Source organism: Klebsiella sp. K5-306, assembly GCF_051835185.1.
Taxonomy (GTDB): Bacteria; Pseudomonadota; Gammaproteobacteria; order Enterobacterales; family Enterobacteriaceae; genus Klebsiella; species Klebsiella oxytoca.
Map to the genome: position 1 here is coordinate 136,661 of NZ_JAIFJY010000013.1, position 14,344 is coordinate 151,004.

Annotated in this window: 12 protein-coding genes; 5 read left to right on the forward strand and 7 right to left on the reverse strand. The window is 59.3% G+C overall.

Annotated elements, in window-relative coordinates:
- Window positions 1–63 precede the first annotated feature (63 nt).
- The 6 genes from fbpC to K2184_RS19790 form a co-directional block, all read right to left on the reverse strand.
- Window positions 64–1,110 carry a ferric ABC transporter ATP-binding protein gene (gene fbpC, locus K2184_RS19765; protein ID WP_134882982.1) on the reverse strand — a complete coding sequence of 349 codons (1,047 nt, stop codon included), beginning with the start codon at window positions 1,108–1,110 and terminating at the stop codon, window positions 64–66.
- An 11-nt stretch (window positions 1,111–1,121) separates the two neighbouring features.
- Window positions 1,122–3,200, reverse strand: a complete 2,079-nt coding sequence (locus K2184_RS19770) for an ABC transporter permease (RefSeq protein ID WP_004099344.1) — start codon at window positions 3,198–3,200, stop codon at window positions 1,122–1,124.
- Window positions 3,201–3,269: 69 nt separating this feature from the next.
- Complete coding sequence (locus tag K2184_RS19775; protein ID WP_004099345.1) at window positions 3,270–4,301, reverse strand: ABC transporter substrate-binding protein; 1,032 nt, start codon at window positions 4,299–4,301, stop codon at window positions 3,270–3,272.
- The gene (gene uhpC, locus K2184_RS19780) at window positions 4,301–5,620 is read right to left on the reverse strand and encodes an MFS transporter family glucose-6-phosphate receptor UhpC (RefSeq protein ID WP_224226429.1); all 1,320 of its coding nucleotides are present in this window, start codon (window positions 5,618–5,620) and stop codon (window positions 4,301–4,303) included. The genes K2184_RS19775 and uhpC overlap by 1 nt, the downstream gene beginning before the upstream one ends.
- Window positions 5,621–5,680: 60 nt before the next feature.
- The gene (locus tag K2184_RS19785) at window positions 5,681–7,222 is read right to left on the reverse strand and encodes an MASE1 domain-containing sensor histidine kinase (protein ID WP_004099347.1); all 1,542 of its coding nucleotides are present in this window, start codon (window positions 7,220–7,222) and stop codon (window positions 5,681–5,683) included.
- The gene (locus tag K2184_RS19790) at window positions 7,222–7,851 is read right to left on the reverse strand and encodes a response regulator transcription factor (RefSeq protein ID WP_004099348.1); all 630 of its coding nucleotides are present in this window, start codon (window positions 7,849–7,851) and stop codon (window positions 7,222–7,224) included. The genes K2184_RS19785 and K2184_RS19790 overlap by 1 nt, the downstream gene beginning before the upstream one ends.
- 341 nt (window positions 7,852–8,192) lie before the next feature.
- On the opposite strand from K2184_RS19790, the gene tauA reads away from it, so the two are divergent.
- The 4 genes from tauA to tauD are packed head-to-tail and all read left to right on the forward strand — an operon-like array spanning window position 8,193 to window position 11,606.
- A complete protein-coding gene (gene tauA / locus K2184_RS19795; protein ID WP_004099349.1) occupies window positions 8,193–9,155 on the forward strand; it encodes a taurine ABC transporter substrate-binding protein in 963 nt (320 codons plus the stop codon).
- Between the two features lie 11 nt (window positions 9,156–9,166).
- Window positions 9,167–9,934: a taurine ABC transporter ATP-binding subunit gene (tauB, locus tag K2184_RS19800; RefSeq protein WP_016808629.1), complete on the forward strand. Its 768-nt coding sequence runs from the start codon at window positions 9,167–9,169 to the stop codon at window positions 9,932–9,934.
- Complete coding sequence (gene tauC / locus K2184_RS19805; RefSeq protein ID WP_004099351.1) at window positions 9,931–10,758, forward strand: taurine ABC transporter permease TauC; 828 nt, start codon at window positions 9,931–9,933, stop codon at window positions 10,756–10,758. Before tauB ends, tauC begins: the two co-directional genes overlap by 4 nt.
- On the forward strand, window positions 10,755–11,606 hold the full coding sequence (gene tauD, locus K2184_RS19810; RefSeq protein ID WP_004099353.1) for a taurine dioxygenase: 852 nt from the start codon (window positions 10,755–10,757) through the stop codon (window positions 11,604–11,606). Before tauC ends, tauD begins: the two co-directional genes overlap by 4 nt.
- Before the next feature lie 233 nt (window positions 11,607–11,839).
- On the opposite strand, the gene K2184_RS19815 is transcribed toward tauD, so the two are convergent.
- The gene (locus K2184_RS19815) at window positions 11,840–13,558 is read right to left on the reverse strand and encodes a lysophospholipid acyltransferase family protein (RefSeq protein ID WP_004099355.1); all 1,719 of its coding nucleotides are present in this window, start codon (window positions 13,556–13,558) and stop codon (window positions 11,840–11,842) included.
- Between the two features lie 243 nt (window positions 13,559–13,801).
- Here K2184_RS19815 and K2184_RS19820 point away from each other — a divergent pair, with 243 nt between their 5' ends.
- Window positions 13,802–14,293, forward strand: a complete 492-nt coding sequence (locus tag K2184_RS19820) for an REP-associated tyrosine transposase (protein WP_004099357.1) — start codon at window positions 13,802–13,804, stop codon at window positions 14,291–14,293.
- Window positions 14,294–14,344 lie beyond the last annotated feature (51 nt).

A 14,344-nucleotide genomic window follows, 5' to 3' on the forward strand; every position in this document is an offset into this window, starting at 1 on the left:
TTACCCGGCTTACAACGTGCACGAATCGTAGGCCGGGTAAGCGTAAGCGCTACCCGGCATCAATCACCCGGCATCCGCTAACACAAACATCCCGTACGGGTGGATTTCGAGATAATAGTGCTCGCCGACATCCGGCTGCAGCCGCGTCGCGTTCACCTGCAGCAAAATTTCCTGCCCGTGCCACTCTACCGTCACCTCGTACTGCGGTCCCATATAGGCCACGTGGCGAATCGTGCAGCGCTGGCTCTCCTCGCCGCGATCGCTCAGGGTGATTGCCTCCGGGCGCACGCCGACGCTGCCCTCGCCCTGGGCGGCAAAATTCGGCGGCCTCGGCAGCCGATAGCCATAAATATCGACAAAATCCTCGCTAAAGGCGGCCGGGAACAGGTTGGCATCTCCCATAAAGCTCGCCATAAAGCGCGACGCGGGCTGGCGGTAAAGATCCTGCGGCGAGCCGATCTGCATGATATGTCCCTTATTCATCACCAGCACGGTATCGGAAACCGCAAAGGCTTCGCTCTGATCGTGGGTCACGTACAGCGAGGTGATATCAAACTGCTTCTGTAACTCGCGGATCTTATCGCGCATGCTGCGCCGCAGGTTGGCATCGAGGTTGCTTAAGGGCTCATCAAACAGCAGCACCTTTGGCTTGAGGATCAGGGCGCGCGCCAGCGCCACGCGCTGCTGCTGACCGCCGGAGATCTGATCGACATAGCGATCTTCGAATCCTTCCAGATCCACCATCGCCAGCGCCTCCTTCACCCGCGCTTTCACGTCGCTGCGCGACACGCCGAGCATCTTCAGACCGTAGCCGACGTTGTCCCCCAGCGACATATGCGGAAACAGGGCATAAGACTGAAATACCATACAGATGTCGCGCTGCTGAATGGAGCGATGAGTAACGTCTTCGCCATCGATGAAAATCTGTCCTTCGCTCGGTTTTTCCAGCCCGGCGACCAGGCGCAGAATGGTGGTCTTGCCGCAGCCGGAAGGGCCGAGCAGGGTCACCATTTGTCCCTGAGGGATGGTGAGATTGATATTGTCGATAACCGTGTTGCTGCCGAATCGCTTGGTGACGTTGCGCAGCTCAACAAAATTTTTCTGACTCATAGTGCGCTCCATTACGCCTGGTTTTTGGCTTTTGACCGGGAGATACGCGCTTCCCCGATCAGCCAGTCAAAGATAAAAATAATCGCCAGCATCACGACGATCAGAATCGATCCGTAGGCGATCGCCACGCCGTATTCGCCGTCTTCCACCCGGTTGAGGATATAGGCGGTAGCGACGCGGGTGTCCGGCGTCACGAGGAACACAATGGCGCTGACGGTGGTAATGGCGCGCACAAAGCTGTAGATCAGCGCCGAGAGGATCGCCGGGCGCAGCAGCGGCAGCAGGATATGCGTAATGGTGCGCAGGGAACCCGCGCGCAGGCTGAGCGACGCTTCGTCCAGCGATTTGTCGATCTGGCCTAAACCGGCAATACCTGCCCGAATGCCCACCGGCACGTTACGCATGACCATCGAGATAATCACAATCGCCGCCGTTCCGGTGAGGTACACCGGCGCGCTGTTAAAGGCGAGAATATAGGAGACGCCCGCCACGGTGCCCGGCACCGCGAAGCACAGCATGGTGGTGAACTCGATGGTCTTTTTGCCTTTAAACTGCTGTCGCACTACGATCCAGGCGATCAGCAGGCCGAAGGCGGCGGTGATGGGCGCGGCGATCCCGGCGTAAAGCAGAGTATCGAGCAGCGAAGGCCAGGCGCCGTCGCTCATCCCCTGGCCGAACAGCTTGATAAAGTTATCCAGCGTCAGGGTGTAGTCCACGCCCCAGTTAACGGTAAAGCTGCCGTAGAAAATACTGCCGTAGAGCAGGGCGTTGAAGGCGATCCACACCGCCAGAATGGCGATCACGCTCCACACCAGGGTCACCGGCAGCGGCTGCACGTCGCCACGGTAGGACTTGCCGGAAACCGTGACGTAAGAGCGCTTGCCGATCCACATATACTGAATGCAGAACACCAGCAGCGAGAACAGCAGCAGGAATGCGCCGAGAGTACTGGCGGCCTGATAATCGAGCTGCGAACCGGTGATATAGAAGTAGATTTGCGTCGCCAGTACGTCGAAGTTGCCGCCGAGCACCAGCGGGTTGCTGAAGTCGGCCAGCGACTGAACGATGACGATTAAAAACGCGTTCGCCAGCGCCGGTTTCAGCAGCGGGACGAAGACGCCGTTGAAGGTCTGCCAGCGGCTGGCGCGCAGGGTGTACGACGCCTCCTCCAGCGACGGATGAATGGTCTTAATCGCGCCGTCGAGGATCATAAACGCCATCGGGGTGAACGCCAGCACCTGCGCCAGCCAGATGCCGGTAAATCCGTACAGCCAGTTGGTGTTGGTTAAGCCAAACCAGTCGACCATCAGTTCGGTGACGTAGCCGGAACGGCCCATCATCAGGGTAACGCCGAGACCGACGACAAACGGCGGGGTGACGATCGGCAGAATCGAGAAAATGCGGCCAATAATCGCGCTGCGCTGGGCGATACGGGTGGTGTAAATCGCCAGCACCAGACCAAAGAAAGTGCAGCCGATGCCTACCGCAATCGACAGGGCGATGGAGTTGAGGATCACCTGGACAATATGCGCCTGCGACAGCACGGCCATAAACGCCAGCGGGGCAAACTCGCCGGCGTCGTTAGTGAACATCGGGATGAAAATAGCGATGCTCGGCCAGACGATAAAGACGCCGATTAACGCCACGATGGTGACCAGCGAACCAATGACAAAGCGGTCGCCCCCCAGCCATTCCAGGCGGGTGAGCGCCAGGGTCATGATGGCCCCCAGCGCGACAAACAGCACGATGGTGGCGTAGCCTAATCCGCGGCCTTCCACGGTGGCGCTGACGACGATAAACGCCATACAGCAGAACGCCCAGCCAGCATCGAGATAGTGGCGGCTGCGCTGCTCCCGCCTGGCTTCCTGAAAGGGACGAATCAGCAGCAGGCTCGGTAACAGATACCACAGCCAGCTGATATTGAACTGTGACCAGCCGTAGGCCGCGAGAATTTCATCGCTCGTGGACTCCAGCAGACCGTAATCCAGGCTCCAGCTCGGCAGCAGGGCAAACGCCAGCCAGCCGAATAAAACCCAAAGGAATATCGCATCCCGCTTTTTCACGGGATGGAGTGCAAGTGTGTGTGACATAAGTTTTCCGGTGTCGTAGGCCGGGTAGGGCAGTGATGCCGCCACCCGGCAAATGAACGCAATGCGGGCTTATTTACCCATCTTCACTTCGCTAACCCATTTATTGATTAGCGCTTTACGCACGTCCGTTGAGCCGTATTTATCCATGTCATAGTTGATGAGCTTCAGGTCGTCGAGCTTCAGCGAGTTCGGCGAGGTGTCGGCGGTAGTGTTGGTCAGGATCTGATAAGACTTGCCTTTCTTCCACGCCAGCTCCTGGGCATCTTTCGACAGCACCCAGTCGACAAACAGTTTGGCGTTGTCGAGGTTGCGCGCGCCCTTCAGGATACTGACGCCGCCAATTTCATAGCCGGTGCCTTCGCACGGCGAGATCAGCTCCAGCGGCGCGCCCTGTTCTTTTTCCAGCGAATAGTCGTGCAGGAAGCCGATGCCGATGGCCGTTTCACCGCGGGCGGCGTTGCGGGCCGGGGCGATACCGGACTTCGTGTACTGGGAGACGTTAGCGTTAAGCTGTTTGAGATAATCGAAAGCCTGATCGTCCCCCCACAGCTGGGCGAAGGTCGCCAGCGCGGTGTAGGCGGTGCCGGAACTCTGCGGGTCGGCAATCTGAATTTCGCCTTTATATTCCGGTTTAGTCAGATCTTTCCAGCATTTCGGCACCGGCAGATTTTTCTCTTTCAGGCGCTGGGTGTTCACGCCGAAGCCGAGTATGCCAACGTACACCGCCGAGGAGTAGTTGCCTTTCAGCTTCGCCGGATCGCGGAACTGCTCCATCACCTGCGCAAGATTGGGCGATTTATAGGGCTGCAGCAGGCCCATTTCACCGGCCTGGGACTGCGGGTCGAGGGTGCCGCCGTACCAGACATCCGCCTGCGGGTTTTTCTTCTCGGCATCGACCTTCGCCAGCGTGCTGCCGGAACCGTTGCGAATAAATGAGGTTTTTACGTCATATTTTTCGCCGAAGGCTTTGGTTTCCGCCTCACACATTTCGTTGGTGGCGCTGCAATAGACCACCAGACGACCTTTGGCGTGCGCCGCGCCGCTTAACGTCGCCAGCGCAATGCCGGAAGCAATCAGGGTAGTGACCAGCGTTTTTTTCATTATTTTATCCTTTGAGCAGCAGAGGTAGTAATGCTCGCCATCAGCAGCGGCATCAGCAATAAACCCATCAGAACTGCGGCGACCGAGAGTAAACTGAACATGCCCGACCAGCCGTAGCGTTCAATGACCAGCGACAGAGGCCAGCCCGCCAGCGCTGCCCCCAGATAGGCGAACAGGCCAAGAAATCCGGTAATTGAACCCGCCGCCGCTTTGTGTCCGCACTCCACCGCCGCGAGGCCAATCAGCATTTGTGGGCCAAAAACGAAGAAGCCCACCGTAAAGAAACACACCGCCAGCAGCGCGTAGTGATGGACCGGCGCCAGCCAAAGCGCGGCGACGGAGACCATCAACCCCAGCGTGAACAGTAAAATCATCGGCGCCCGCTGGCCGCTGAACAGCAGATCCGAGCCCCATCCGGCGAACAACGCCCCGAGCAGACCGCCCGCTTCAAACAGCATCACCGTGGCGTTGGCGCTGAGCAGATTGACGCCGTGGCTCTCCGTCAGCCAGATGTTGCCCCAGTCGTTGAGCGCGATGCGGATCAGATAGACCAGCACGTAAGAGACGCCCAGCAGCCAGATCATCGGATTCTTCAGCATCGTGGTGCGCAGCATCTGCCATAGCCCCATCGGCGGGCTTTGCTGCTCCTGGCGCAGCTCCAGCGGGTCGTTACGCCAGCGGCCTACTGACGGCAATCCCTCTTCGCGGGGCGTTCCTTTCAGGTGCAGCGTTAACCAGATGCCTGATGCCATGCTGATCGTCCCCGGTGCCAGCATCGCCGCCTGCCAGCCCCACCAGTGGGCGGCAAAGGCGCTAATCAGCGGGATAATCGCTCCGCCGATATTGATCGACATATTCCAGCAGCCCCACCAGAAGCCGCGTTCGTTGCGCGAGTACCAGTGGGTCAGCAGGCGGGCGCAGGGAGGCCAGCCCCAGCCCTGAAAAAATCCGTTCAGCGTCCAGACCGCCAGCAGCAGCGTCAGCGATTCGCCGAAGGCGAACACCACGTTCAGCAGACCGGTGGCGAACAGGCCCACGCCCATAAACCAGCGCTGCCCGTGGCTGTCGTGCCACAGTCCGGCGGTAAACTTCGACAGACCGTAGGTCAGGTAAAACAGCGATCCCAGCAGGCCGATATCGCCTTTATCCAGACCCAGATCCGTTTGCAGCGCCGGCAATACGTAGTTGACGCTTTTGCGCGTCAGGTAAAACGCCGCATATCCGATGACCATGTACATCAGCAGCTGCGGACGCAGCGTCCGGTAATGTTGATTAATGTCGGTTGCTGAGCGCATCGCCGTCTCCGTTTTGCTGACTATATGAAAGTGAAATCGAAAGGGGATGAGAGAAAGTCCGGAGTGACTAAGACTTTTTCCTGGTTAGCCGGCTGTTTGTTGCAAATTTGTGGGCAAGTTAACAATTACCCGCGTCCCATGCTGCGACTCCAGGGTCAGCTCTCCGCCCAGGGCGCTGACCCGTTCACGCATGCCCTGAATGCCGAAGCCGGCCATTTTGTCGGGGCTGATACCGATGCCGTTGTCCTTGACCTCCAGGCGCAGCAGCGTCCCCTGCTGATACAGAGCAATGGCAACCTCGCTGGCGTCGGCGTGTTTACAGACGTTGTTAAGCAGCTCCTGTAGCAGCCGATAGAGGGTAAAACGTACCGTTTCGCTCTCCGGCGTGGCGGTGAGCCGGTAGTCAAAGCGGCAGCGGATACCGCGCTCGGCAAAGGCAAACTCATTGAGCAAATGGTGCAGCGCCTCTTTAAACGACAGTTCATCAAGGGCCGGGGGGCGTAGCTGGCGCAGCAGCTGGCGGGTAGAGTGGTGAATACGCCGGGCGAGATCGTTAATCTGGCTGGCGGCGGCCTGGGTTTGCGCCGGATCGCGCGCTCGCTTCACCAGCTGCGACTGGATCTGAATGGCGGTAATATTCTGGCCGATTTCGTCGTGCAGCTCGCGCGCCAGGCTTTTGCGCGTATCCTCTTCGGTATGGATCAGCTTTTCGGTTAGCGCCCGCCGCGCCGCCAGCTCCGCCTCCAGCCGCTGGCGATAGTGGTGCAGGTTTTGCGCCAGGTGCTGCTGGCGACTGATGGCAATCCCCAGCCCGATACCGAGCAGCGCCTGGGTCGCCAGAAAAATCTCCAGCTCCACCAGGTTGCTGAATCCGACGCCAACCTGGCGGGCAATGGTGATCATCATGCTGCCCAGCAGACCGGAGAGAACGCCGCCCTGCCAGCCGAACTTCCACGCCATCACCACGTTGGGCAGAAACACCACAATTAACAGCAGACGCTCGATTTCCGGCGACAGAACCATTTGGGTGCCGATGCCGATAATAAAGAACAGGCTGCACCAGATGATCAATGAGGTGCGCAGCGGCGGATTATTGGTATCCAGCCCCAGCAGGTGGTAGCGGTGCTGCTGGCGCAGGAATTCAAAAATCAGATAGACAAACGGCGTCAGCAGCACCCCGCCGGTAAACGAGGCCAGACCGAGCATCATCGCCGGACTTTTCACAAACGGCGAGAGCAGGGCGGTGTTGAGCAGCGCGCTGGCGGTGACCGTGGCCAGCAGCAGCGTCAGCCGCTGCCAGTAAAGGGGGAAGCGGTGCCAGAACTGTTGGGCGATGCCGGCGGGAAGCAGGCCGATCAACGGCGCGGCCAGCAGAATATAGCCGTTCAGCAGCTGTTCGCCGTGCAGCCAGAACAGCATCAACACGGGAGGCAGCACCAGCGCGGGCCAGTAGCGGCGCGAAAGCAGGATCAGCAGCGCCAGATAGACGCCGTGAGGCAGGAACAGCGCCGCCTGCTGGCCGTTATGGGTCAGGTAAAACCCGAGCGTCCACAGCATCAGCCAGCCGCTTCCCCAGGCCAGCACGATGAACAGCGAGATGACGCTGTGGCGAAGGCTGCGCGACATTAATGACCCGCCAGCAGCTGGTGGTCGAGGGCGAAATGGACCAGATCAATGGTGCTGTGGCACTGCAGTTTGCCCAGCACGTTGGCGCGATGAACGTGCACCGTCTTGTGGCTGAGATCGAGCTTGAAGGCGATTTCCTTGACGCTGTCGCCTTTAACGAGCAAATCAAACACTTCGCGTTCACGCGGGGTGAGCACCTCGAGCACCTGCGCCGGTTGCTCTCCGCCGCGCAGCGCCCGCAGGGCATCGGCGCACAGGTAGTGTCCACCCATACCGACGGAACGCACCGCCTGCACGAGCTCTTCCGGGCCGCAGCGTTTGGTCAGATAGCCGCTGGCGCCGGCATCAAGGGCGCTCTGCACGAAGGCCGGGGTGTCGTAAATGCTGAGAATAATGGCGCGAAACTGCGGCTTTTGCGCGCGCAGGCGCTTTAGCAGGCTCAGGCCGTTCTCATCCGGCATGGCGATATCCATGACCGCCACGTTGACGTCGTCGCGCAATAATGCCGGCCAGGCTTCCGCCGCGCTGCTGAACTGGCCAACCACCTCGAGATCCTCTTCGAGGCTGAGTAACTGCGCAAAGCCTGAACGCACCACCACATGGTCATCGACCAGCACCACTCGAATCATGTTTCTTCTCTCTTAGCGCATCATGGTTCTATGATGCCTGCCGCCGCTGCGCTGGCAATCAATCAGGCGCAGTTATGCAATGAATGTAACAAAATCGCAATACACTTCATCCTTCAAGCTGCCTCTTTGTTGGCTTCGTTTGCCCGCCCCGGTCACTGACTTATGTCAGCTCCCGGGGACGAACAACCTTGCCGCCTCGATGCAGCATGAATGATTTTGTGTATAAGCATTGCCGATTTTTTTCTAAAAACGCTTTGTTCTTAGCAAGAATTTTTAATTACTTCATCAAACGCATCGCGCCGGAAATACTGCACCCATAACAACTATGGGAAGCAGACACTATGGCACTATCATCGCGTATCACACTCATTGCCGCGCTGGCGCTGGCGGCATTCCAGGCCCAGGCGGTGAACGTCACCGTGGCGTATCAGACCTCCGCCGAACCGGCGAAAGTCGCCCAGGCGGACAACACCTTCGCCAAAGCGAGCGGGGCGACCGTCGACTGGCGCAAGTTTGACAGCGGCGCGAGCATCGTGCGGGCGCTGGCTTCCGGCGACGTGCAGATCGGCAACCTCGGCTCCAGCCCGCTGGCAGTCGCCGCCACCCAGCAGGTGCCGATTGAAGTCTTTCTGCTGGCCTCAAAGCTCGGTAACTCCGAAGCGCTGGTGGTCAAAAAGAGCATCACCAAACCGCAGGATCTGATTGGCAAACGCATCGCCGTGCCATTTATCTCTACGACTCACTACAGCCTGCTGTCGGCGCTGAAGCACTGGGGGATTAAACCGGGGCAGGTGCAGATCCTCAACCTGCAGCCGCCGGCGATTATTGCCGCCTGGCAGCGCGGCGACATTGACGGCGCCTACGTATGGGCGCCGGCGGTCAACGCGCTGGAAAAAGACGGCACGGTTCTCACCGACTCGTCGCAGGTGGGGGAGTGGGGCGCGCCGACGCTGGACGTGTGGGTGGTACGCAAAGACTTTGCCGAAAAGCATCCTGATATTGTCAAAGCCTTCGCCAAAAGCGCCATTGACGCGCAGCAGCCCTATATCGCCAACCCGGATGAGTGGCTGAAGCAGCCGGAAAACATCAGCAAGCTGGCGCGCCTGAGCGGCGTACCGGAAGCCGACGTGCCGGGGCTGGTGAAAGGCAATACCTATCTGACCGCCGCCCAGCAGGCGCAGGAGCTGAACGGGCCGGTGAATAAAGCCATCATCGACACCGCTAAATTCCTGAAAGAGCAGGGTAAAGTCCCCGCAGCGGGAAGCGATTACAGCCAGTACGTTACCGACCGTTTTGTGAAGTAAAGGAGATCATGATGCTGCAAATCTCGCATCTTTCCGCCGACTACGGCGGTAAACCAGCGCTGGCGGATATCAACCTGACGCTGGACAGCGGTGAACTGCTGGTGGTCCTCGGGCCTTCCGGCTGCGGTAAAACCACGCTGCTGAACCTGATTGCCGGATTCGTGCCTTATCAGCACGGCAGCATCACTCTTGAAGGCAGGCGGGTTGAAGGGCCGGGAGCCGATCGCGGCGTGGTCTTTCAGAATGAAGGGCTGCTGCCGTGGCGCAACGTGCAGGATAACGTCGCGCTCGGGCTACAGCTGGCGGGCGTCGACAAAACGCAGCGCCGGGCAACCGCCGCGCGGATGCTGAAAAAAGTCGGCCTCGAAGGGGCGGAAAAGCGCTTTATCTGGCAGCTTTCCGGCGGCCAGCGTCAGCGGGTGGGCATTGCCCGCGCGCTGGCGGCCAATCCGCAGCTGCTGCTTCTCGACGAGCCGTTTGGTGCGCTGGATGCCTTTACCCGCGAGCAGATGCAAACCCTGCTGCTCAGCCTGTGGCATGAGACCGGCAAGAAGGTACTGCTGATCACCCACGATATAGAAGAGGCGGTGTTTATGGCCACCGAGCTGATACTGCTTTCGCCGGGGCCGGGCCGGGTGCTCGAACGGCTGCCGCTCGATTTTGGCCGCCGCTTTGTGGCCGGCGAATCCTGCCGCAGCATTAAATCGGACCCGCGGTTTATCGAACAGCGCGAGTACGTCCTCAGCCGGGTATTTGAACAACGGGAGGCTTTCTCATGAGCGTGGTCATCAATGATAAACCGCGTCAGCGGAGGCTGAAGTGGCGCTGGCCGTTCTCGCGTCAGCTCACTCTCAGCGCGGCGACCCTGGCGGTACTGCTGGCTATCTGGTGGGCCGTTGCCGCCCTGCAGCTGATTAGCCCGCTGTTTCTGCCGCCGCCGGGGCAGGTATTGCAGAAACTTATCACTATTGCCGGTCCGCAGGGTTTTATGGACGCCACCCTCTGGCAGCACCTGGCGGCGAGCCTGACGCGTATCGTTATCGCGCTGCTGGCGGCGGTACTGCTCGGCGTGCCGGTCGGGATCGCCATGGGGTTGAGCCCCACGGTACGCGGGATCCTCGACCCGCTGATCGAGCTTTATCGCCCGGTGCCGCCGCTGGCCTATTTACCGCTGATGGTGATCTGGTTCGGCATCGGCGAGACCTCGAAGATCCTGTTGATCTACCTGGCGATATTCGCGCCGGTGGCGATGTCGGCGCTGGCGGGCGTAAAGAGTGCCCAGCAGGTGCGCATTCGCGCCGCGCAATCTTTAGGGGCCAGCCGGGCGCAGGTGCTGTGGCTGGTGATCCTGCCCGGCGCGCTGCCGGAAATCCTCACCGGCCTGCGAATTGGGCTCGGCGTGGGTTGGTCGACGCTGGTGGCCGCGGAGCTGATTGCCGCCACCCGCGGGTTAGGTTTTATGGTGCAGTCCGCCGGTGAGTTCCTCGCCACCGACGTGGTGCTGGCCGGGATCGCGGTGATTGCCATCATCGCCTTTTTACTGGAACTGGGGCTGCGCGCGCTGCAGCGTCGACTGACGCCCTGGCATGGAGAAGTACAATGAGCGAACGTTTAAGCATTACCCCGCTGGGGCCGTATATTGGCGCGCAGGTATCCGGCGTCGATATTACCCGCCCGCTGAGCGACAACCAGTTTGAGCAGCTGTATCACGCGGTGCTGCGTCATCAGGTGGTGTTCCTGCGCGAGCAGAATATCACTCCCGAACAGCAGCGGGATCTCGCCCTGCGCTTTGGCGACCTGCATATTCATCCGGTCTATCCGCATGCGCCCGGCGTCGATGAGATTATCGTGCTTGATACCCACGACGATAACCCGCCGGATAACGATAACTGGCACACCGATGTCACCTTCATTGAGACGCCGCCCGCCGGGGCGATCCTCGCGGCAAAAGAGCTGCCGTCAACCGGCGGCGACACCCTGTGGACCAGCGGCATTGCGGCCTATGAGGCACTCTCCGGGCCTTTACGCCAGCTGTTAAGCGGCCTGCACGCGGAGCATGATTTCCGCAAATCGTTTCAGGAGTATAAATATCGTAAAAGCGAAGAGGAGCATCAGCGCTGGCTGGAGGCGGTCGCGAAAAATCCGCCGCTGCTACATCCGGTAGTGCGTACCCATCCGGTGACCGGTAAACAGGCGCTGTTTGTCAATGAGGGCTTTACCACCCGCATCGTTGACGTCACGGAGAAAGAGAGCGAGGCGCTGCTCGGCTTCCTGTTTGCTCACGTCACTAAACCGGACTTTCAGGTGCGCTGGCGCTGGCAGCCGAACGACGTGGCGATTTGGGATAACCGCGTCACCCAGCACTACGCCAACGCCGATTACCTGCCGCAGCGGCGCATTATGCACCGGGCGACGATTCTCGGGGACAAGCCGTATTACCGGGCTGGTTAATTTCTATAGCCCGGCTAAGGCATCAGCCGCGAGCCGAGGAGGAAAGTGGCCGCTGCATTGTGCGCTGTTTCCCGGAGGCGGCGCTTAACGCGCCTTGTCCGGGCTACCGCTCCGCAGAACGCGGTTAACCCGTAGCCCGGCTAAGGCGCAATGTGCCATAAGCCGGGAAACAACCTACGATAAACGCACTGCAGCCCGGACAGGCGCAACGCGCCGCCTCCGGGAAAAGGCTTTTATGCCGATTTTTGCGCGTCCAGATGTACCCCAATATAGCGCTGATAGCGGTTGGCCTTCAGATAGGTCAAATCCACCAGCACCAGCCCATCCACGCAGTTGTTGAAATCCGGGTCGCTGCCGAAATCGATAAACTGCACGCCGCCCGGCTCGCAGACTTCTGAGTACTGTTTATACAGCGGCGGGATCGCGCAACCGAGGTTGCCGAGCAGGGACTTTAGCCGCGCCAGGTCGTCGTTGTAATCTTCTCCGCCAAACTGCGCCAGTACATCGGGCAGCGAGGCCGGATAAGGACGCCGCGACTCTGCCAGCGGATGCGTCGCCGGGAACCACAGCCGATAAAAAGCCACCAGCAGATCGCGCGCCGACGGCGGCAGCCCGCCGGAAATCGACACCGGGCCGAACAGATAGCGATAGTGCGGATAGCGCGCCAGATACGCGCCAATGCCGGACCACAGGTAGTCCAGCCCGCGGCGGCCCCAGTAACGCGGCTGGATAAAACTGCGACCCAGTTCAATGCCGTGTTGCAGAATATCGTCCATGCGCGCGTCGTAATGAAACAGGCTGTAGCTGTAGATGCCGTTCAGGCCGCGCTTTTCCAGCTGTATTGCGGTTGGCATAAAACGGTAAGCGCCGACGATCTCAAGATCTTCCTCATCCCACAGAATCAGCTGCAGATAGTCGTCGTCATAAACGTCAACGTCGCGACGTTTGCCGCTGCCTTCCCCCACCGCGCGGAAGGCGATTTCCCGCAGACGGCCCAGCTCGCGCAGTATCGGCGCATCTTCCTGGCCGCGGCGCTGCCAGAGATAGATGACTTTACCATCCGCTGTGTGTCCCAGCGTTTCAGCCTTCCCCAGCTCGCGCTTGAGCAGGGCGCGGTCTTCGGGACGGGCGATAGCGCTTTCGGTTTTGAATATACCCGGCAGCCCTTTGCCGAGTAGCTCCAGGTGGCGATAGCAGCGCTCGGTCAGTTCCCGAGAAGAGCTTTGCGGATTGAACCAGTTTGACCAGGTTATCTGTTGACCAATATTCACCGGCAGGCTGCTGTTGCGGCGACGGAACATTTGCTGCATCAGCAGCAGTAACGGCAGATTCTCGGACATCAGGGTACTGGCGTAAAACAGTGCGCTGTTGCGCGCGCGGATCCACGCTGGCAGCAGCGGGGCGCGGTATTTCGCCGCCAGCTTAATAAATCCGGAGTGCCATTTTTTATCACGAATACCGCGCCGGGTGAGGCGTGAAACTTCGCCGGCCGGGAAGAAAATCAGCACGCCGCCGTTTTGCAACTGCTGGTCCATCTGCTGCAACGCCGCTTTGGCGGTGCGGCCATTGATATTATCGACCGGAATAAACAGCGAGCTCAGCGGTTCAAGGTGAGTCAGCATGCGGTTGGTGACCACTTTGACGTCGCGGCGCACGCGGGACACCGCGTAGAGCAGGGCCAGGCCGTCAAGTGTACCGGTGGGGTGGTTGGCGATGATGACCAGCGGACCATGTTCGGGGATTTGTTCGAGATCGTGCGCCGGGATAGCGCAGCGGATATTAAGATGTTCGAGCACCTGTTCGACCGTATCCAGTCCTTTCAGGTGATGATGACGCGCGGCAAACTGCTGAAACTCTTCCTCATGCAGGAGCTTTTTCAGCACCTTTTTCTGCCAGAGCGCTGGCTTTGCCTGAGGCCACAGGTCATCGATGACATTGTCGAGACTAAACATAGCGGCACCTCCTCCGTCCTGCCCAGACAGTAGAAGGCGCAGATGTCGTTCAGATTACAGTTGAGTGAAGATTTGGGATTGGCGGGAGCGGGTAGCCCGGACAGGCGCGCAGCGCCGCCTCCGGGAAGGCCACAGGTGAAAAGTTGCGAACGCTTTTCCAGATTGATCTCCGGTTTCTTGCCTTTCGGTCTCCCCCTCTTTTAACCTGGGGAACAGGCAAATATCTTCAGCAGGGAGCATCCGATGGTCGATTATCGTCGTTATTACCTCAAGGGTGGGAGCTGGTTTTTCACCGTCAATTTACGCGACAGAGAGAGTCGATTTCTGGTTCAGCATATTGATGCGTTACGACAGGCGGTGGCAATAGTCCACAAACAGAAACCTTTTCATATTGATGCCTGGGTGGTGCTCCCCGAACACCTTCATTGCATCTGGACCTTACCTGACAACGACAGCGATTTTCCATCGCGCTGGAGAGCAATTAAAAAGCATTTTTCAGGTTTAACAGGCGCGCATAACGTGTGGCAACCGAGATATTGGGAACACGCCATTCGCAACCAGAAGGATTACCGAAGCCATGTTGATTATATTTATATCAATCCGATTAAGCACGGGTGGGTAAGGCAGGTACGGGATTGGCCCTATTCAACCTTTCATCGCGATGTAAGCCGTAGTTTGTATCCTGTTGATTGGGGTGGGGAAGTGAAGGAATTATTGTGCGGCGAGCGTTATTAAAATGACTTCCCGGAGGCGGCGCGCTGCGCCTGTCCGGGCTACCAACCCACA

Bases quoted from the DNA above. Each gene is read 5' to 3' on its own strand.
- fbpC (WP_134882982.1), bottom strand. From the start codon at position 1,110: ATGAGTCAGAAAAATTTTGTTGAGCTGCGCAACGTCACCAAGCGATTC.
- K2184_RS19770 (WP_004099344.1), bottom strand. From the start codon at position 3,200: ATGTCACACACACTTGCACTCCATCCCGTGAAAAAGCGGGATGCGATA.
- K2184_RS19775 (WP_004099345.1), bottom strand. From the start codon at position 4,301: ATGAAAAAAACGCTGGTCACTACCCTGATTGCTTCCGGCATTGCGCTG.
- K2184_RS19785 (WP_004099347.1), bottom strand. From the start codon at position 7,222: ATGTCGCGCAGCCTTCGCCACAGCGTCATCTCGCTGTTCATCGTGCTG.
- K2184_RS19790 (WP_004099348.1), bottom strand. From the start codon at position 7,851: ATGATTCGAGTGGTGCTGGTCGATGACCATGTGGTGGTGCGTTCAGGC.
- tauA (WP_004099349.1), top strand. From the start codon at position 8,193: ATGGCACTATCATCGCGTATCACACTCATTGCCGCGCTGGCGCTGGCG.
- tauB (WP_016808629.1), top strand. From the start codon at position 9,167: ATGCTGCAAATCTCGCATCTTTCCGCCGACTACGGCGGTAAACCAGCG.
- tauC (WP_004099351.1), top strand. From the start codon at position 9,931: ATGAGCGTGGTCATCAATGATAAACCGCGTCAGCGGAGGCTGAAGTGG.
- tauD (WP_004099353.1), top strand. From the start codon at position 10,755: ATGAGCGAACGTTTAAGCATTACCCCGCTGGGGCCGTATATTGGCGCG.
- K2184_RS19815 (WP_004099355.1), bottom strand. From the start codon at position 13,558: ATGTTTAGTCTCGACAATGTCATCGATGACCTGTGGCCTCAGGCAAAG.
- K2184_RS19820 (WP_004099357.1), top strand. From the start codon at position 13,802: ATGGTCGATTATCGTCGTTATTACCTCAAGGGTGGGAGCTGGTTTTTC.